We start from the raw sequence: 18731 nt of genomic DNA on the forward strand, positions 1-18731 counted from the left end.
GTCATCGCCGCTCTTGACTCATGCCTCCTGTTTGGAGAACAAATAGAGAACATGATGCAAGAGCCATCCCAGGAGGTCAAGGACCAGCTTGCGGCCGGAGCCCGCCATAGAGTCGTTGCGCGCGCAGATCGAGAAGATCGAGGGTCGAACCCTGCGCGCGAAATCGGTGCTTCCTTTCGGAATTGCCGAGGTCGACGCGCGACTCCCCGGCGGAGGGCTAGCGCGCGGCGCTCTTCATGAGATTGCGGGCGGCGGATTTGGTGCCGTCGACGGCGCCGCCGCCGCCCTGTTCGCCGGCGGCATCGCCGCGCGGACGAAGGGCAAGGTCCTGTGGTGCATCACGCGTCCAGACCTCTTTGCGCCGGCGCTTGCGCAGGCAGGATTGCCGCCGGATCGCGTGATCTACGTCGAGGCAGGCGACGACAAGGCGATCCTCGCGTGCATGGAGGAAGGCCTCCGGCACGGCGGGCTGGGCGCCGTCGTCGGCGAGGTCGCCCGTCTTTCCATGACCGCCTCCCGGCGCTTGCAGCTCTCGGCTGAAGGCACGGGGACGATCGGCATCGCCCTTCGGCGCTGGCGGCGCCAGACTGAGGCCGCCGATTTTGGACAGCCAACCGCGGCGATGACGCGCTGGAGGATCTCGGTGCTGCCCTCGGCGGCGCTGCCCGTTCCTGGTGTCGGCCGCCATCGGTGGCTTGTCGAGTTGATCCGCGCCCGCGCGGGCGAGAGTGCAGATTTCGAGTTGGAGGCTTGCGATGACACGGGTTGTCTCGCTCTTCCTGCCCAGCTGGTCGACCGATCGGCTGCGGCGGAAGGCCGGCGACGCGGCGCCTCCGGTTGAGGCCCCGCTCATCCTGATCGGCCGGGAAGGAAGCCGGCGCGTAGTGGTGTCGGCGGATGCCGCCGCGCGGGCGGCTGGCTTGCGGCCCGGCATGCCGGTCGCCAAGGCGCAGGTCCTCGTCCGGGAGCTGCTCATCCAGGATGCCGACCCGATCGCGGATTCCGAGGCGCTGGAGCGCCTCGCTTTGTGGGTGCTGCAGCGCTTTGCCCCGATCGTCGCGGTGGATGGCGACGACGGGATCGTGATCGACACCACGGGCGCCGATCATCTCCATGGCGGTGAAGAAGCGATGCTCGATGCCCTGATCGGTCGCCTTGCCATGTCCGGCATCGCCGCGTGCGCCGCCGTGGCCGACAGCTGGGGCGCCGCGCATGCCTTTGCCCGTTACCTTGCCAACCCGGGCTTCGTGGCGGCAGCCGGGCATGGGCCGAACATGGTCTCCTCGTTGCCGCTGGAAGCCCTGCGTCTGCCTGCGGCGATAAACCACGATCTGCGCGTGCTCGGCTTTCAGCAGGTTGGCGATCTTCTGGCGCAGCCGCGCGCACCGCTGACGCTTCGCTTCGGTCACGAGCTCGGCCGGCGGCTCGACCAGGCGGTCGGGGCGGCGGCGGAACCGATCGATCCAGTCCGGCCAGCCGATTTGATCGAGGTCCGGCGCAGCTTCGCCGAACCGATCTCCGCGGCCGAGACAATCGCGCGCTACATCGGCAAACTCGTCGTTGCGCTCTGCGAACGCCTCGAGGAAGCCGATCTCGGTGCGCGGCGGCTCGACCTTCACCTTCGGCGCGTCGACAATCAGCGCCAGGCGATCCGTGTCGGCATGGCAATGCCTGTGCGCGACGTAAAGCGCCTCACCCGGCTTCTCTGCGACAAGATCGAAACCATCGATCCGGGCTTCGGCATCGAGCTCCTTTCGCTCGTCGCCAGCAGCACCGAACCCCTGGTCCGCAAGCAGACCGTCAGCTCGCTGATCGAAGAGGCCATCCCCGACGTCTCCGATCTGATCGACACGCTCGCCAACCGCGTCGGCGAACGGGCCGTCTATCGCGCGGCGCCGCTATCCAGCGACGTGCCCGAGCGCGCCGTCGCCCGCATTCCGGCAATGGCGCCCGACACCGGCGCCATCTGGCCGGGCCATTGGCCGCGGCCCGCGCGCCTGCTGCAACGCCCCGAACTGATCGAGACCGTCGCGCTCCTGCCCGATCATCCCCCGGTCGCCTTCACCTGGCGCGGCATTCGCCGCCGTGTGCGCCGGGCCGACGGGCCCGAGCGCGTGTTCGGGGAATGGTGGAAGCGCGATGCCGAACTCGCGACGGTGCGCGACTATTTCAGGGTCGAGGACGAAGCCGGCGAGCGGTACTGGATCTACCGTGCCGGCGACGGCGAGGATGCTGTGACGGGGTCGCATCGCTGGTTCGTGCATGGGGTGTTCGGATGAGCACCCATCGCTATGTCGAGCTCCAGGTCACATCGCATTTCAGCTTCCTGCGCGGGGCATCGTCGGCCGACGAGCTCTTCGCACAGGCAGCGATCCAGGGCATCGAGGCGCTTGCGGTCGTCGACCGCAACAGCCTTGCCGGTATCGTTCGCGCACACGAAGCTTCGAAGGCAACCGGCGTGCGCCTGATCGTCGGCTGCCGCCTTGATCTGTCCGACGGCATGTCTCTCCTGGTCTATCCGACCGACCGAGCCGCTTACGCGCGGCTCTGCCGGCTGCTCTCGCTCGGCAAGCGGCGCGCGGGCAAGGGCAAATGCAGCCTCGCATGGGTCGACGTGGTCGCCTATGGCGAGGGTCTGATCGCGGTGCTCGTGCCTGACATGGCCGACGACGATTGTCGCCTTCACCTGCGCCAGCTGCGCGATGCCTTCGCCGACCGCGCCTACTTGGCGCTGACGCTCAGACGCCGGCCGAACGACCAGCTCCGGCTTCACGAGCTCTCCAATGCCGCTGCCGCGGCGAAGGTCCGTACCGTCGTGACCAACGACGTGCTCTTTCACGAACCCGATCGCCGGATCCTCCAGGACGTCGTCACCTGCATTCGCCACAACGTCACGATCGACGGGCTCGGCGACCGCCGCGAACGACATGCCGATCGCTATCTCAAGCCGCCAGAGGAGATGCACCGCCTGTTCACCCGCTACCCGCAGGCCCTGGCGCGCACGCTGGAGATCGCCGAGCGGTGTCGCTTCAGTCTCGATGAGCTGGCCTATCAATATCCTGAGGAGCGTGACGATCCTTCGCTTACGCCGCAGGAGACGCTCGAAAAGCTGACCTGGGAAGGTGCGGCGTTCCGCTATCCCGAAGGTTTGCCCGATGAGGTGCGCGCCGCCCTTCAGCACGAGTTGCGCCTGATCAAGAAGCTCGACTATGCGCCGTATTTTTTGACGGTGAACAGCATCGTCAGGTTCGCGCGCTCACGCGACATCCTGTGCCAGGGACGCGGCTCCGCCGCGAATTCCGCCGTCTGCTATGTGCTCGGGATCACCTCGATCGATCCCGGTCGCAATGACCTGCTGTTCGAACGCTTTGTCAGCGAAGAGAGACGCGAACCGCCCGACATTGACGTGGACTTTGAACATGAGCGGCGGGAGATCGTGATGCAGTGGGTTTTTGAAACCTACGGTCGCGACCACGCGGCGCTGTGCTCCACCGTCATCCGCTATCGGACCAAAGGGGCGCTGCGCGACGTCGGCAAGGCCCTCGGCCTGCCCGAGGATCTGATTTCCTCGCTCTCCGGGCAGGTCTGGGGCTGGTCCGAGGACGGCGTGGAAAACAGCCATGTCGAGGCGCTCAATCTCAATCTTGCTGATCGACGGCTGCGATTGACCCTGGACCTGGCGCGTCAGCTCATGGGCGCGCCACGACATTTGTCGCAGCACCCCGGCGGTTTCGTCCTCACCCACGACAGGCTCGACGATCTCGTCCCGATCGAGCCTGCGAGCATGAAGGACCGCCAGGTCATCGAGTGGGACAAGGACGACATCGACGCGCTGCGATTTATGAAGGTCGACGTCTTGGCCCTGGGCATGCTCACCTGCATGAAAAAGGGTCTCGACCTCCTCGCGCATCACAAGGGCATCGAGCTCGACCTCGCGACGATTCCCGCCGAGGATCCCCGCACCTATGCGATGATCCGGAAGGCCGACACCCTCGGGACATTTCAGATCGAGAGTCGCGCGCAAATGTCGATGCTGCCGCGCCTCAAGCCTCGCACCTATTATGACCTGGTCGTTCAGGTGGCGATCGTTCGGCCCGGTCCGATCCAGGGCGATATGGTCCACCCCTATCTTCGTCGTCGCGAAGGGCGCGAGCCCGTCCACTACCCCAAGCCCGAGCTCGAACAGGTGCTCGGAAAAACACTGGGCGTACCCTTGTTCCAAGAGCAAGCGATGAGGGTCGCGATTACTTGCGCGGGGTTCACGCCGGGCGAGGCCGACATGCTGCGCAAGTCGATGGCCACGTTCAAATTCACCGGCGGCGTCTCCTCCTTCAAGACTAAGCTGATCGACGGCATGGTGGCCAACGGCTACGAGCGCGCCTTCGCCGAACAGACGTTTCGACAGCTGGAGGGGTTCGGCTCATATGGCTTCCCGGAAAGCCATGCCGCATCGTTCGCCTTGATCGCCTATGCGAGTGCCTGGCTCAAATGCTGGCACCCGGATGTATTTTGCGCGGCCTTGCTCAATAGCCAGCCGATGGGCTTCTACGCGCCGGCTCAAATCGTCAGGGACGCGATCGAGCACGGCATCGAGGTGCGCCCCGTCTGCGTCGCGGCCTCGCGATGGGATTGCACACTCGAGCCGACCGGCGATGAAGCGCGCTTCGCGGTCAGGCTCGGCCTTCGCATGGTGCGGGGCCTTGCCAATGCGCATGCCGCCCGCATCGTCGCTGCACGCGGCGGTCAGCCCTTCGCGACGGTCGACGATCTCTGGCGCCGGTCCGATGTGCCGCAGGCGGCGCTTGTCCAACTCGCCGAGGCCGACGCCTTCCGGCCAGCGCTCCGGCTTGCGCGACGCGAGGCACTGTGGGCGATCAAGGCTCTGCGCGACGAACCCTTGCCGCTCTTCGTGGCCGCGGCGGCGCGCGATCACGGACCGAGCGCCGAACTCAATGAACCTGCAATCGCGTTGCGATCCATGAAGACAGGCGGCGAAGTCGTCGAAGATTATCATCATGTCGGTTTGTCGCTGCGCAGTCATCCGGTCTCCTTTCTTCGCAGCGACCTGCGACGCCGCAGGATCGTCGCCTGCGCGGAGGCGATGGAATCGCGCGACGGCCGCTGGCTCGAAACGGCTGGTATCGTCCTTGTCCGCCAGCGGCCGGGATCGGCAAAAGGCGTGCTATTCATCACGTTGGAGGATGAGAGCGGTATCGCCAACCTCGTCGTCTGGGCAAAGGTGTTCGAGGCCAACCGCCGCGCCATCCTGTCGGCGAGCATGATCGCTGTGCGGGGTCGCATCCAGCGAGAAGGCGAGGTAGTCCACCTCGTCGCGCAGCGGATCGTCGACCTCTCCGCCGAGCTGGCCAGCGTCGGGGAACGCGAGGCAGGCTTTCCCCTGCCCCATGGCCGCGGCGATCAGGTCCGCAACGGTGGATCTGGTCCCGATCCGCGCGAACAGCCGCCGAAGCCGGCGCGCACGCGCGACATCTACGTGCCTTTATGCCGAGTTCGGCATAACGGCACTTATCCCGAGCCGGAGACTATGCCGAGCAGGATGCCTAAGCCCCGGAACTTCCGATAGACCAAACTTGCTGACTCGGCATAGTTACACGTCTCCTCTCCACTGCAGCAACAGCAGTGGAGGAGACACATGCGTACCTACTCATTGGTGAGCCCCAAGCTTTGGAGACCTTTCGACAGTTGGCCCCATCGGCCATGCATTGATGTCCTGATCGCGTCGATGCAAGAGCATCACTACAGCCCCAAGTGCATCTATTTGACCGTGCGCATAGCCGGCTATTTCGTCGAGTGGCTCGGGGCTCAACAAGGCCAAGCCGGTGAGCTGGACTACACGGCCGTCGATCGATACGTCGCCCATCGCGCCGGCGCAGGCGAGCTCCGCAACGGCGAGCGGAAGGCGCTGAAGCGGCTGCGGGGCATCTTGCTGGACGCCGGGATCATCGCCGCGCCACTGCCGTCCGAAGATCCACGCGAGCGGCTTCTAGAACAGTTTCGAGCCGATCTGCAACGACGCGGTTATCGTGAGAAGTCGATCGCTTCTTATCTTTGGTTCTGTCGACCGTTCCTACAGGAGGTCTGGGACGCCGAAGTGGGTCTGACCCGGATTACCCGCGCCTCGGTGCTCGCCTATGTGGAGCACCGCGCCAGCGACCGGAGCACGACCACCGCGACCATCATGTGCTCGCGGCTTCGCATATTTCTCCGATTCCTGCACGCCGACGACCACGTTGACGAGGATCTGGCCGATTGCATTCCGTCAGCACGGCATGTGCGGCTCGCGGCGCTACCTTCCTTCATGAGCCCCGACCAGCTCACGTGTGTATTGGCGCATTGCAGCCGCGCCAGCGTGGCTGGCCGGCGCGACTATGCCATCCTCCTGCTCCTTGCCCGTCTCGGCTTGCGGGCGAACGAGGTCGCCATGTTGACGCTCGACGACATCGACTGGCGCTCTGGAGTCCTGCGCATCGAAGGTAAGGGTGGGCGCAAGGACAGCATGCCTCTGCCACACGAGGTGGGTGCGGCGATCGCGGACTACATCCAGCATGGCCGGCCCGCCTCGGCCGCCCGCGCCGTTTTCCACCGGGTCGACGCGCCGTGCGTACCCTTCGCATCAGCGACGCCGGTTATCCTGGTCGCGCGCAGAGCGCTGAAGCGTGCTGGCGTCACCGGCCTTGGGCGGCGACATTCCCATATCTTCCGCCATACGCTCGCCACCAGCATGATCCGGTCGGGCGCAAGCCTCACTGAGATCGGCGAGGTTCTCCGTCATCAGGAACCGGACACGACCCGCATCTACGCGAAGGTCGATGTCGATAGCCTTCGCCGCCTCAGCCTGCCTTGGCCGGGAGGTGCGCGATGAGCGAGCTCCACGAAGTCTTGGAAAGCTATCTTACGGTGCGACGCGCGCTCGGATTCAAGCTGGAGAGACAAGAGACACGGCTCCGCAGCTTTGTTACCTTTATGGATGCGCGCGGCGCAACGGTCGTCACGGCGAAGCTTGCAGTCGCGTGGGCGGGATCGCAATGCGGGCCTGCAACTTGGTCGTCGCGGCTATCAACCGTTCGGTCCTTCGCCCAGCATCTCACCAACACCGAACCGCGGACCGAGATCCCGCCATCAGGCATATACCCGCCGCAACGCCGGCCGCGCCCGTACATTTATTCTGATGCCGAGATCGACGATCTCCTGGCTACAATGCCGGCACTGCACCGCTCCGGCCTGCAGGGAAGAACATATCAGTGCTTTTTTGGGCTCCTGGCGGTCGCAGGACTTCGCTTCAGCGAGGCCGCCAACCTCGCGCGTCACGATGCCGATCTCGAGCAGGGCGTGCTCACCATCCGCGAGACCAAGTTCGGCAAGTCGCGCATCATTCCATTGCACCCGACCACGATCGATGCGCTCGCAGCCTATGTGGCCGAACGCGACGCTTGTCCGGTGCGGCGGAAGGGCCGTTACTTCTTCACCGGCGATCGCGGTGCCGGCCTCAACCACGCCAACGTGCACAAATCCTTCGCCGTCTGGACGCGCAGGGCAAGATTACGCTTGAAGCAACGCAGCGGACCACGCATCCATGATCTCCGTCATACTTTCGCAGTGCGCACCCTGCTGGGCTGGTATCATGACGGCGAGGATGTCGAGCGCCGCCTGCCAGCCCTCACCACCTATATGGGGCATACCCATCTGCGCGACACCTACTGGTACTTAACCGCGTCTCCGGAGCTGCTCGACCACGCCAGACTGCGCCTCGAGGCGCGCTGGGAGGCGACAGCATGACCAACCCTTTGCCAAGCCTCATCGAGCGCTTCTTCAATCAGCGGCTGATGCAACAGCGGAACGTCAGTCCGCATACGGTCGCATCCTACCGGGATACGTTTCGTTTATTGTTCAAGTTCGCGCGTGCCCGGCTCGGCAAGGCACCCTCCGATCTGGAGCTCACAGATCTCGACGCGTCGTTGATTGTCGCGTTTATGGAGGATCTGCATGTCGGCCGCGGCGCCAGCACTGCAACCTACAACCTCAGGCTCACCGCCATCCGGGGCTTCTTTCGGTTCGTGGCCTTCGAAGAGCCCGCCTATAGCGGTCAAATCCAGCGAGTCCTGGCCATTCCAGGCAAGCTCGTCACCAAGCGCGAAGTGCATTTCCTCGTGCGCGCCGAGATCGAAGCCATTCTCGCCGCCCCCGACCGGAGCACATGGCTTGGGCGGCGGGATTATACGCTGCTGCTCGTCGCAGTGCAGACCGGCTTGCGAGTAGCGGAATTGGTCCGGCTGGACCGAGAGGCGGTCAGCCTGGGCGTGGGTGCGCATATCCGGTGCCTCGGCAAGGGTCGCAAGGAGCGCGCGACACCGCTGACCAAGATCGCCCGGCTCGCTCTTCAGGCTTGGCTCGAGGAAGCACCACGCCGCAGGGCCGCGGCGCTTTTCCCGACCGTACATGGCGACAGGATGAGCGCAGACGCCGTGCAGTACCTCCTTGCCAAGCATGTCTCGGCGGCCGGTGAGCAATGTCCGTCGCTTCGCAAGAAGCGGGTCTCTCCGCACGTGCTGCGCCATAGCGCGGCGATGGAGCTGCTCGACGCAGGCGTTGACAGCACGGTCATCTCCCTGTGGCTCGGGCACGAGTCCACCCGCTCGACCCAGCCATACCTTCATGCGCATCTTGCGCTGAAGGAGGCAGCACTCGCCAAGGTCGAGCCGCTCACCGGCCAGCCCGGCGGGCGGTTCAAGGCGGATGACCAGTTGCTCGCGTTCCTCGACGCGCTCTGAGCTCAACTGACTCGATGATACTACGGATACTCCCGTAGGATCATCGAGGCGTTGGGAGGGTAATCAGATCCAGCGGCGCACCTCGCATCGGTAATCCCGATAGTCAGCGCCGAGATCCCGATCCAATACCTGCTCCTCAATGCGGACTTGGAGGTGCACGGCTATGATCAGCATGAGGGTCAAGGCGAGCTGAATGAGGCTCGGCAGCGCAATCAAGAGGCCAATGAAGAGCATCACCTGGCCGACGAACACCGGGTTGCGCGATACGGCGAAAGGCCCCGTTCGCACGATGCTGCCGAGCTGCCCCGATGCCGCCCCGATCCGCCAGGACCGGCCCATGTAGACCTGTGCATAGAGAGCCAAGGCGGCTCCGGCCAGGACGAGGACGCCTCCGACCAGATCACCAGCACGGCCATCGAGCGCGTCGTGCATTGGGTCGGCCAGAGCGTCGCCTGATAACGGCGCCGCCAGCGCATAAAGGGCGGCACCGACGAATGAGAGGCGGAACAGGAGCGCCGGGAGCGCTTGCTTCTCCGATCCCTTGCCGAACAGCCAGAGCGAAAGCCCCGAGGCCCGAGCCGCGCGCGCGGTCAGGATGAGGAACAGCGCCATATAGGCCAGGACGGCCGCGGCGCAGACGGTCTCGATCGCCGACATAAAGGCTTCTGCAGTTCGCCGATCAGGGATAGCTCGCGAACACTTCCGTCGATCCGTCATGGCGCACCAGCAGCACGTCATAGGGATCGGCGTCTGGTCCCGGCTCGCCCATGCCGGGTGAACCATAGGGCATATCCGGAACGGTCAGGCCGATCGCTTCGGGACGCTCGGCCAGCAGCCGGTCGATCTCGCGGGTCGGCACATGCCCCTCGATCACATAGCCCTCGATCATGCCTGTGTGACAGGAAGTGAGGCCCGGCTTTAGCCCGGCGGCGAGCTTCCTCTGCATTAGTTCGGCCATCGGCAGGTTCTCGATCTCGGCCGTGTAACCGTTCTCTTCGAGATGCTTCGTCCAGGCGATGCAGCAGCCGCAGCCGTTGGTGGACATCACCTCGACATGGCTTGCGGCGGCAATCGCCGTTCCGCCCAACATCAGCGAGGTGGCGAGGGCGAGCCCGGTTCTGCGAAGGAATGGCATGGCGTCTTCTCCTTGTGTTTAGGCGGCCGTCTCGGCCAGGCGCTGAAGTTTCTGCAGCTGGGTTTCCCGCGGCTCGTGCAAGTCGAGCGTTCCTGCGAAGTCGCCCTCGGCGTCGAAGAGGTAGACGCCGGCTGTGTGGTCCATGGTGTAGTTGCCGCCTTCAAGCGGCACCTTCTCGTAATAGGCGGCGAACGCCTTCGCGGCCTCGTCCGTCTGCTCCTTCGTGCCGCGAAGGGCGAGGATGCGGGCGTCGAAGGAGGTCATGTAGTTGGCCAGCAGCTCTTGGCTGTCGCGCTCGGGGTCGACGGTGATGAACAGCGGCGTGATCTGTTCAGCCGCGGGCCCAAGATCCGCCAGCAGACCCGTCAGCTCGAACAGCGTCGTCGGGCAGATGTCCGGGCAATGCGTGAAGCCGAAGAACACGAGAAACGGTTTGCCCTCCAGGTCCTCGTCGGTCAGCGTCTTGCCCCCATGCGTCGTCAGCTCAAAGGGGCCGCCGATCTCGGCAACGCCCGTAGCCGTGCTGGACATGACTGCTCCGGGTCGTTCCACGCCGGGCAGGATGCCGCTGAACGCCAGGAGCACGCCCCCGACGATGGCCACCGCGCCCCAGGCGGCGATCCGGATGATCTTCAACGCCCTCATTGCGACGCGGCCGCTCCATGGCCTTCATGGTTCTGAGGCGCCTCTGGAGTCGCGCCCATCGGCACGATTGCGAACTCGACCGCGACGTCACCGGCCTTCTCAAAGGTGAGCGTTGCCGGGAAGCGCCCGCCGTCCTTCAGCGGCTCGGCTGCGTCGACGAACATGATGTGGGCAGCGCCGGGCTGTAGCTCGAGGGCTTCGCCGGGCGCGATCGCAACCCCGTTCTCGACAGGTCGCATCCGCGCCACGCCATCGGTCATTGTGGACTCGTGAATCTCGACGGCCTCGGCCGCCCCCGAGGAGCCGCCGAGCAGGCGATCTGACTCGGTCCCGGTGTTGGTGATGGTGACATAGCCACCGGCGACCGGCGCGCCCGGCGGCGTCGCCCGTGCCCAGGGAGGGGCAATGGCGAGCGGCCCGGCCGTGTAGTCGTGGGCGAGCGCACCTTGCGCTGCCGCGGTCAGAACCAGCCCGAGCGTGAGGGCTTTCACAAGTATCGTCCATTCACTCCGATTGTCTTGTCTGTGGCCGCGCCCGCACCCGTCCGGCGGCTCGCCGAGGAGCCTTCGGCACGAAAGCGCAGGAGGCGCAGTGCATTGATGGTGACGAGCACGGTGGCGCCGGTATCGGCCAGGATCGCCATCCAGAGCGTCGTCGTGCCGGTGAGCGTCGTCACCAGGAAGACAGCCTTGAGGCCGAGCGCCAGCGCGATATTCTGCCAGATATTGCCAAGCGTCGCACGCGACAACTCGATAAGCTCGGCCACGCCCGTTACGCGGTTCTTCAAGAGCGCCGCATCGGCCGTCTCCAGCGCAACGTCGGTGCCACCGCCCATGGCGATACCGACTGAGGCGGCGGCTAGCGCCGGCGCATCGTTGATGCCGTCACCCACCATGGCGATGCCGCCGTGCGCCTTCAGCGCGCCGATCTCGGCGAGCTTGGCATCGGGCAGAAGCTCCGCCTTCGCCTCCAGGCCAAGGCCGCCGGCGATCGCGGCGGCGGTGCGCCCGTTGTCGCCGGTCAGCATGACAGTGTGGACGCCGAGCGCGTTGAGTCTGGCGACGCCGGCGGCCGCATCCTCGCGCGGCTCGTCGCGCAGGGCGATGATGCCGAGAAAGCGCTTGCCGGCAAGCACCACGACAGCCGTTTTGCCCTCCGCCTCCAGCGCTTGCAAGCGAGCGCCGAACTCGTCCGGGATCGTGACTTGCTCAGCCGCATAGCGCGGCGACCCGACCGAAACGAAGCCCTCACGCAGGCGCGCCGTCACAGCCTTGCCGGGGATCGCCATCGCGCCGCCGAAGACCTTCGGCAGCTCCAGGCCGCGCGCCTCGGCCGCTTCGATGATAGCGGCGCCGAGCGGGTGACTGGACCCGTGCTCGACCGCGGCGGCTTTCGCGAGGACTTCGGCCTCGTCACTCTCTACAGCGATGATGTCGGTCACACGCGGTCGACCGAGCGTCAGCGTGCCGGTCTTGTCGAAGGCGACGGTGCGCACCTTGCCCAGGATCTCCAGCGCAGCGCCGCCCTTCACAAGAAGGCCCCGCCGGGCGCCGGCAGCCAGGCCGGAGGCGATGGCCGCCGGGGTGGAAATGACGAGCGCGCATGGGCAGGCGATCAGGAGCGTCGCCAAGCCGCGATAGATCCAGGTCGACCACTCCGCCCCGGTGAGGAGCGGCGGCACGACCATGATGAGCGCCGCGACCGCCATAGCCGTGGGCGTGTAAAAGAAGCTGAACCGGTCGATGAAGCGCGCCGTCGGCGCTTTCGAGCCCTGCGCCTCCTCCACGAGGTGGATGATGCGAGCGATCGTGTTGTCGGCCGCCGTGCGCGTAATGCGGACCCGCAGCACGCCATTGGCGTTGATGCTGCCGGCATAAACGGCGCTTCCCGCCTCCTTCAGGACCGGCACGGACTCGCCCGTGACCGGCGCCTCGTCCAGCTCGGACGTGCCCTCGATCACCTCGCCGTCTGAGGGAACGCGATCGCCGGGCCGGACCACGACGACATCGCCGATGCCAAGCCGTTCGACCGGAACTTCCGACACCTCGCCGTCCCGTTCGAGGCGGGCGACGCGTGGCACGAGGTTCATCAGCGCCGCGATCCCGGCGCGTGCCCGGCCTGCGGCGACGTTCTCCAGCAGCTCGCCCACGGCGAACAGGAAGATCACAACCGCCGCCTCCGCGCCCTCGCCGATCGCGAGGGCGCCGATCGCGGCGACGGTCATCAGGGTTTCGATGCTGAAGGGTGTGCCATGGCGCGCCCCGGCAACAGCGCGCTGGGCGATCGGGACCAGACCGAGAAGCGCCGCCGCTACATAGGCCCACTCGGCCAATTCCGGTGCTATCGTCGCGATGAGGAAGGCGAGGACCAGGAGGGCGCCGGTGCCGACAACGAGCTGTCCCTTGCGGGTGCGCCACCAGGTCCGGTCGATCCTTTCAGGATGGTTACGCGCGATGTTTGCGCCGGTGGGGATCTCGCCGGGCACAGGATGAGGCGTATAGCCGAGCGAGCGGATGCGGTCCTCGATCGCCTTGCGGGACGTGCGATCCTCGTCCAGGGCAAGGGACAGCATCTCCAGCCCGACATTCACATTGATGTCGCTGACGCCGGGCAGGCGCTTCAATCCGTTTTCGATCTTTAGTCCGCAGGCTCCGCAATCCATGCCTTCGACGCGGAGCTTGAGCGCAGTGGCGGCCTCGGCTGCCATGGGTGTCACCTCGACTTCTTCAATGTGAAACCCTATATGCACCCTGTAGCAACTACAGGGTCAAGGCCATGGTGCACGACAGTCTCTCCATCGGCGATCTGGCCAAGGCGACGGCCACGAAGGTGGAGACGATCCGCTACTATGAGCGGATCGGGCTTCTTCCGACGCCGGAGCGGACCGCTGGAAATTACCGCAGCTATTCGGCTGCGCATCTCGGCCGCCTCAGCTTCGTCCGCCGGGCGCGTGATCTCGGCTTCTCAATCGACCAGGTGCGTGATCTTCTCGGGCTGTCCGACCAGCGCGACCGGTCCTGCGAGGCCGTCGACGCGATCGCGCGTGAGAATCTGGCCGAGGTCGAGCGCAAGATCCGCGACCTTCAGGCGCTGCGCCGCGAACTCGGCAGCATCCTCAGCCAGTGCGGCTGCGGTACGATCGCCGAATGCCGGATCATCGAGGCGCTTTCACCGACGGCCATGTGATGAGCTGAACAAGGCTCGGCACTAGACAGGAGCGCTCGCAGCCTCCCTCACCCGGCAGATGATGAACCGGCTTCGGGGCAGGGCCGGCAGCCTGGAATAATCAAGCTGAAGATCCTGCTCCGGCACATGGTATCCGATTCGCCTGGCCAGAACGTCCGCCGCCTGCTTCATGAGCCCGATCGTGATCCACTCGCCCGGGCAGCGGTGGTTCACGTCGTGATTCCCGCCGCCCTGGGGAATGAAGCTGAAGGGGCTTCCGTCCCATTCGCGAAATCGCTCTGGCTGAAACACTTCAGGCGCGTCCCATGTCCTGGCGTCGTGGTTCGTCCCGTGAAGGTCCAGGATAACGCGTCTTCTGCCGGGGAAACGGTACCCCCTCCACTCGAAGTCGCCGCGCACCAGAGCTGCGACAGCGGGAAAGAAGGGGTAGAAGCGCCGAACCTCCTGCACGAACAGTTCCGTATAGCCCGTGTCGTCGCCAGCTTCGAGCTTGCGCCGGCATTCAGAAAACTGATGGAGGGCGTGGGCAACGAAGGTGATGTAGACGCCGACGGCGACGATCGGCCTGATCACGTTGAGGATTTCCACAGCGGCAACGTGCGGGCTCAGCAACTCGCCGTTCAAGTCCCGGTGCTCCGCAATGATCGAAGCAGCCGATCCTTCCGGCGGGCGGATTTGCCCTGAACGGATCTGCCCGACAATGTTCTCGATCCAGCGATCGGCCCGCTTGCGCGCCCAACGCGCCCGCCAATGCGCGAGGCCGACTGATCCTGCGGCGTCGAACAGCGCCGTGATCTCGTGCGTACGCTGTCGAACCTGAGCCTCGGGGAGCGGCACCCCGGCCCAGGCGCAGGCGGCTCGGGTCAGGAGTTCGTGAAGCTCGTCGTATAGGACGATCTCGTCCCTCAGCGCCCATAGGCGGGCGCGTGCCTGCCATTCCTCCCCGCTTGTCGCCATCAGCCCTTCGATCCGCTCAGGGGTCATCAGCGACATGAACATTTGCTTGCGGTGTCGGTGGGCCTCGTCGTCCAGCCCTTGTACGCCGCCCTTTCCGAGCAGCGTCTTTTGGATGCGCCCGATCATGGCGCCCTGCCGCATGAACAGGCTCTGATCGTAGAAGAGCCGGGCCGCCTTTGGCCCCGTCATACAGATTGTCTTGCGAAGCATGAGCCGGGTCTCGAACAGATCCGATCCATGGGCGCGGCACTGCTTCGAGATGAACCTGTAGGGATCAGCGAGGAAAGCGAGCGTTGCGTCTGGCCGGTTGTCGCGGGGAACCTGGGGCATCAGGGCGCCTTCATCGGACGGATTTCGGGTCAGCTTTTCGGACCCTCATCTCGTCTCTCGGCCATACACTTTCGAGTAGTAGAAGGCCGACGCCGCTGACGATCGCCACATCGGCGAGGTTGAACGCTGGCCAGTGATAGGCGCCGAGATAGAAATCCAGAAAGTCCGTCACGGCGCCATGCTGTAGCCGGTCAACAAGGTTGCCGAGCGCGCCTCCGACAATGAGCCCGAGCGAAACGGCTGTCAGGCGGTCGTCTGCGCGCTTCATCCAGACAAGGAGTCCGGTCACTATCGCGAGCGTAAAGGCAATGAGCATCCAAGGCGGGGCATCACCGAACAGCCCGAAGCTTACGCCCGTGTTGCGGCCTAGGACGAGGTTGAAGAACCCGGTGACCGGAATCACCTGCGGCGGCGCCATGACGTGGTTGAGGATCACCCACTTTGACGCCTGATCGGCCGCGAACGCGAGGAACATGATTGGAAGCCCAAGCTTCAGCATAGCGTTGCGTTCTCCGTTGTTGGGCTCATCCGATCTGGCCGAGAGCTGGGAAGGTCTGGAGGAGCCAGATCGCGAAGCTGGTGAGATGGCCGGTGATCATGGCGACGCCCATCACCACCATGATCCCGCCGGCGACGATCTTCAGAACGCGTCCGGTTCGCCGCATCGCCGTCATCCGCGCCATGAAACCGCGCATGAACAGGGCAGCGAGGATGAAGGGCAGGCCGAGACCGAGCGAATAGACGGCCAGGAGGACCGTTCCGCTTCCGGCAGTGGCATTCGCAGCCGAAAGCGCCAGGATCGCGCCAAGGACCGGCCCGATGCAGGGGGTCCAGCCGAAGGCAAAGGCGAGGCCGAGGAAATAGCTCGCCCAAGGGCCGCCGCTATGCGCGCCCGAATGAAACCTCACATCACGTTCGAGCCACGGCATGGGCACCAGGCCGGTCGTGAACAGGCCGAAGATGATGACGATCGCGCCGCCGATCAGGTTGGCCTCATAGAGGTGCGTGCGCAGAACCCCGCTCAGGGCCGTCGCGCTGGCCCCGAGCAGGACGAAGACGGTGGTGAAGCCGAGCACGAAGCAGACGCTGAGGCCGAGTGTCCGGCCCGCCTCCTTGAAGGTTGCTTCGGCGGCAAGACCATCCGGGCTGATCGTGCGCCCGGCGACATAGGAGACGTAGCCCGGCACGAGCGGCAGCACGCAAGGGGACAGAAATGAGACGACGCCCGCGGCAAAGGCCGTGGCTATTCCGACGCCGGAGAGGTCCACGACTATTTCCCGTCAGGCGCTGGCGCCGGTCGCCGGGGTAGCTTCCCGCAGGTCCGAGCGTGCGTCGCGGATGATCGACCAGGAGGATTGCAGGAACAGCCCAGCGATCACGACGGCAACGACGAGGTCCGGCCAGGGTGTGCCGGTCCATGCCACCAGCCCCGCCGCCACGACAACGGCCGCGTTGCCGATCGCGTCGTTGCGCGAGAACAGCCAGACCGCCCGCACATTGGAGTCACCTGTCCGGTGCGGGATCAGGACGAGCGCGGCCGCGACGTTGATCACGAGCGCGATGATCGCGAACAGACCCATCAACTCCGCCTCAGGTTGGTGCTGCACCAGCACGCGATAAGCGGTCGTGCCAAGCACGCCGAGGCCGAGAGCGCCGAGGAACAGGCCCTGGATGAGAGCCGACCGGGCGCGCCAGAGCAGGCTCCAACCGATGGCGAGCAGGCCGAGGAACGTGATCAGCCCATCGCCTAGGAAATCCAGGGCATCGGCCTTCAGGGCCTGCGATCCCGAGAGAAAGCCCCCGAACATCTCAATAACACCGTAGCCGGCATTGAGCCCGACGACGATCCAAAGCGCCCGCTTATAGGCCGGGGTGATGTGGCTGAGATCCTTCGGTAAGTCGTCATCATCGTCGCCTGCCTGCGCTGACGGGCGGTCCAGCCGATTGAGTTGGTAGCCGATGCCCGTCACGGCCCGTTCGACCTCCGGAAGACGGGTATCGGGATCATCGACGTGAAGCGTCATGATCTGCGTGGCGGTCGAGACCTTCACGTCCTCGACTCCAACCGAGCGCACGGCCTTCTCGATCTTCGCCGCGCACGAGGGGCAATCCATGCCAGTGACGCGGTAGCGCGTCGTCTCGGCATCACTCGTTGAAGCTGCTACGCTCATGGCCATCTTCCCTAATCGTGAAGGGCTATATATCATTCGTGGCTGATATGTCGAGCGATGCTGAACTGATCGAGCGGGTTGATGTCCCGACCCTCGCCTTGCGGGCGAAGCTGTTTCGGGGGCTGGCGGATGCATCGCGGCTGTCGATCCTGGACGCCGTGCGCGCAGGACCATTATCCGTGGGCGAGATCGTCGCGACGACCGGCCTGTCGCAGTCGAACGCGTCGAACCATCTGCGGTGCCTCAGCGAATGCGGTCTTGTGGTTGGTGAGCAGCGCGGCCGCTTCGTTCATTATCGCCTGAGCGATCCGCGCCTGGACGATCTGCTTGTGTTGGCCCACGAATTGCTGCGGGAGACCGCCTGCGGCGTCGAGGCCTGCGAGAACCACGACAGCTAGCAGCCAAGCTACCAAATCTCCGCCTCTCGTTCCGGTCGAACTATGCCGAGTCAGCAAGTTTGGTCTATCGGAAGTTCCGGGGCTTAGGCATCCTGCTCGGCATAGTCTCCGGCTCGGGATAAGTTCCCGACCTCCACATCGACACCATCAAGGTGAAGTCACGGAATTTCCATTAGTCTAACGTGACGCCGCGCGGCCCGCTGGTCATCATGAGACCACTACCCCGGCATAGACGCCGCCGGCCAGCGCAGCCTGAACCGCCGTCGCCATACAACGCGGTCCAGCCGTCACCTCGACAAGTTCGATCTCGCACGCCGGATCGCCTGTGGTCGCACCCGGCGCCGCAAGCGCGACCGGCCAGACAGTGTGGAGGCCCCTTTGGATCGTACGATCCACGCCGCCCTCATGGCGCTTCACAAGCAGCCGCACCTCGCGCTCTACGCGGTAGCCGAGCGGCAGATAGAAGGCGCAGATGCGAGAGATCGTCCAGGGCGTGTAGACGAGACCCTCGCTGGCCAGGGCGTCGTTGATCTGCTTGAGCGCCGTCGGATGGCCCGTCTGATAGCTCATGGTCCGCAAATCGCCCACTGGCGTTGGGGTGACCCGCAGGCGCAGCCGGACGCCCCGCCCTTCATTGGCGAATGCATCCCAGAGGGTCGCCTTGTCCGGGTTGTCCGGCCTCGTCAGCGAGATGAAGAACAAATTATCCGACAGATCCTCGAGGACCTGTTTGCCGCGGCCATTGTCGTCGAAATATCCCTGGAGCCCATGTTCTTGCGCGAACGTGGCAAACTCACCTTCATGCAGATAGGTCGCGACTGCGCGGAGATGAATCTGCCGTGAAGCCACGATGTCCTTGAGGCCCGTAAGCGTTGTGTAGTGATCCAGCTCGATCGGACCTGCCGCGCGCGGAAAATCCACTCCGAGCACCGCTTCGGCGAGAACGCGATTGTTTCCCGTAAATTCGTAGAGCCGCTGACCATCGTCCGAGATGGTAACCGCTCTTTCGGTGAAAACTTGATCCGGGATGGCAGCGCCGAGCACGGAGCGAAAGACCTTGTGTGCCGCATCCACCTTCTCGATGAAGCGCATGATCGGAGGAGGCGGAGTTGACATCACG

The 18731-nt window shown here is 65.0% G+C and carries 18 protein-coding genes; 8 read left to right on the forward strand and 10 right to left on the reverse strand.

Annotated elements, in window-relative coordinates; translation table 11 throughout:
- Window positions 1–88: 88 nt before the first annotated feature.
- From K9D25_RS23585 to K9D25_RS23610, 6 genes are all read left to right on the forward strand, one after another.
- The gene (locus K9D25_RS23585) at window positions 89–841 is read left to right on the forward strand and encodes an ImuA family protein (RefSeq protein WP_244451414.1); all 753 of its coding nucleotides are present in this window, start codon (window positions 89–91) and stop codon (window positions 839–841) included.
- The gene (locus tag K9D25_RS23590; RefSeq protein ID WP_244451415.1) at window positions 756–2279 is read left to right on the forward strand and encodes a Y-family DNA polymerase; all 1524 of its coding nucleotides are present in this window, start codon (window positions 756–758) and stop codon (window positions 2277–2279) included. The genes K9D25_RS23585 and K9D25_RS23590 overlap by 86 nt, the downstream gene beginning before the upstream one ends.
- On the forward strand, window positions 2276–5584 hold the full coding sequence (locus K9D25_RS23595; protein ID WP_244451416.1) for an error-prone DNA polymerase: 3309 nt from the start codon (window positions 2276–2278) through the stop codon (window positions 5582–5584). The genes K9D25_RS23590 and K9D25_RS23595 overlap by 4 nt, the downstream gene beginning before the upstream one ends.
- A 69-nt stretch (window positions 5585–5653) precedes the next feature.
- Entirely contained in the window at window positions 5654–6883 is a 1230-nt protein-coding gene (locus K9D25_RS23600) for a tyrosine-type recombinase/integrase (RefSeq protein WP_244451417.1), read from the forward strand.
- Window positions 6880–7797, forward strand: a complete 918-nt coding sequence (locus K9D25_RS23605; RefSeq protein ID WP_244451418.1) for a tyrosine-type recombinase/integrase — start codon at window positions 6880–6882, stop codon at window positions 7795–7797. Before K9D25_RS23600 ends, K9D25_RS23605 begins: the two co-directional genes overlap by 4 nt.
- Window positions 7794–8789, forward strand: coding sequence for a tyrosine-type recombinase/integrase (locus K9D25_RS23610; RefSeq protein WP_244451419.1), 996 nt, complete (start codon window positions 7794–7796; stop codon window positions 8787–8789). The genes K9D25_RS23605 and K9D25_RS23610 overlap by 4 nt, the downstream gene beginning before the upstream one ends.
- A gap of 63 nt (window positions 8790–8852) precedes the next feature.
- Here the strand turns inward: K9D25_RS23610 and K9D25_RS23615 are convergent, their stop codons facing one another.
- From K9D25_RS23615 to K9D25_RS23635, 5 genes are read right to left on the reverse strand one after another with little or no spacing between them, the layout of a single operon-like run.
- Window positions 8853–9446 (reverse strand): methyltransferase family protein, encoded by a 594-nt coding sequence (locus K9D25_RS23615; RefSeq protein ID WP_244451420.1) that lies wholly within the window; start codon window positions 9444–9446, stop codon window positions 8853–8855.
- Between the two features lie 22 nt (window positions 9447–9468).
- The gene (locus K9D25_RS23620; RefSeq protein ID WP_244451421.1) at window positions 9469–9924 is read right to left on the reverse strand and encodes a DUF411 domain-containing protein; all 456 of its coding nucleotides are present in this window, start codon (window positions 9922–9924) and stop codon (window positions 9469–9471) included.
- 18 nt (window positions 9925–9942) lie between these two features.
- The gene (locus tag K9D25_RS23625) at window positions 9943–10569 is read right to left on the reverse strand and encodes an SCO family protein (RefSeq protein WP_244451422.1); all 627 of its coding nucleotides are present in this window, start codon (window positions 10567–10569) and stop codon (window positions 9943–9945) included.
- Window positions 10566–11060 (reverse strand): copper chaperone PCu(A)C, encoded by a 495-nt coding sequence (locus K9D25_RS23630; RefSeq protein ID WP_244451423.1) that lies wholly within the window; start codon window positions 11058–11060, stop codon window positions 10566–10568. Before K9D25_RS23630 ends, K9D25_RS23625 begins: the two co-directional genes overlap by 4 nt.
- Window positions 11057–13276, reverse strand: a complete 2220-nt coding sequence (locus K9D25_RS23635; protein ID WP_244451424.1) for a heavy metal translocating P-type ATPase — start codon at window positions 13274–13276, stop codon at window positions 11057–11059. The genes K9D25_RS23630 and K9D25_RS23635 overlap by 4 nt, the downstream gene beginning before the upstream one ends.
- Window positions 13277–13344: 68 nt before the next feature.
- On the opposite strand from K9D25_RS23635, the gene K9D25_RS23640 reads away from it, so the two are divergent.
- A complete protein-coding gene (locus K9D25_RS23640) occupies window positions 13345–13755 on the forward strand; it encodes a MerR family transcriptional regulator (RefSeq protein WP_244451425.1) in 411 nt (136 codons plus the stop codon).
- 21 nt (window positions 13756–13776) lie between these two features.
- Here the strand turns inward: K9D25_RS23640 and K9D25_RS23645 are convergent, their stop codons facing one another.
- Genes K9D25_RS23645 through K9D25_RS23660 form a run of 4 tightly spaced genes read right to left on the reverse strand, consistent with a single transcriptional unit; the run spans window position 13777 to window position 17213 of the window.
- Window positions 13777–15042, reverse strand: coding sequence for a cytochrome P450 (locus K9D25_RS23645; protein ID WP_244451426.1), 1266 nt, complete (start codon window positions 15040–15042; stop codon window positions 13777–13779).
- A 10-nt stretch (window positions 15043–15052) separates the two neighbouring features.
- On the reverse strand, window positions 15053–15541 hold the full coding sequence (gene lspA / locus K9D25_RS23650; RefSeq protein ID WP_244451427.1) for a signal peptidase II: 489 nt from the start codon (window positions 15539–15541) through the stop codon (window positions 15053–15055).
- A gap of 25 nt (window positions 15542–15566) precedes the next feature.
- Entirely contained in the window at window positions 15567–16316 is a 750-nt protein-coding gene (locus K9D25_RS23655) for a cytochrome c biogenesis CcdA family protein (RefSeq protein ID WP_432207985.1), read from the reverse strand.
- Window positions 16317–16322: 6 nt separating this feature from the next.
- Complete coding sequence (locus K9D25_RS23660) at window positions 16323–17213, reverse strand: cation diffusion facilitator family transporter (RefSeq protein ID WP_244451429.1); 891 nt, start codon at window positions 17211–17213, stop codon at window positions 16323–16325.
- A gap of 47 nt (window positions 17214–17260) precedes the next feature.
- Here K9D25_RS23660 and K9D25_RS23665 point away from each other — a divergent pair, with 47 nt between their 5' ends.
- Window positions 17261–17611 carry an ArsR/SmtB family transcription factor gene (locus K9D25_RS23665; RefSeq protein WP_244451430.1) on the forward strand — a complete coding sequence of 117 codons (351 nt, stop codon included), beginning with the start codon at window positions 17261–17263 and terminating at the stop codon, window positions 17609–17611.
- 207 nt (window positions 17612–17818) lie between these two features.
- Here K9D25_RS23665 and K9D25_RS23670 read toward each other — a convergent pair whose 3' ends face one another.
- Window positions 17819–18727: a hypothetical protein gene (locus K9D25_RS23670; RefSeq protein ID WP_244451431.1), complete on the reverse strand. Its 909-nt coding sequence runs from the start codon at window positions 18725–18727 to the stop codon at window positions 17819–17821.
- Window positions 18728–18731: the final 4 nt, after the last annotated feature.

It is taken from the genome of Ancylobacter polymorphus (genome assembly GCF_022836935.1).
In the GTDB taxonomy this organism is placed as follows: Bacteria; Pseudomonadota; Alphaproteobacteria; order Rhizobiales; family Xanthobacteraceae; genus Ancylobacter; species Ancylobacter polymorphus_A.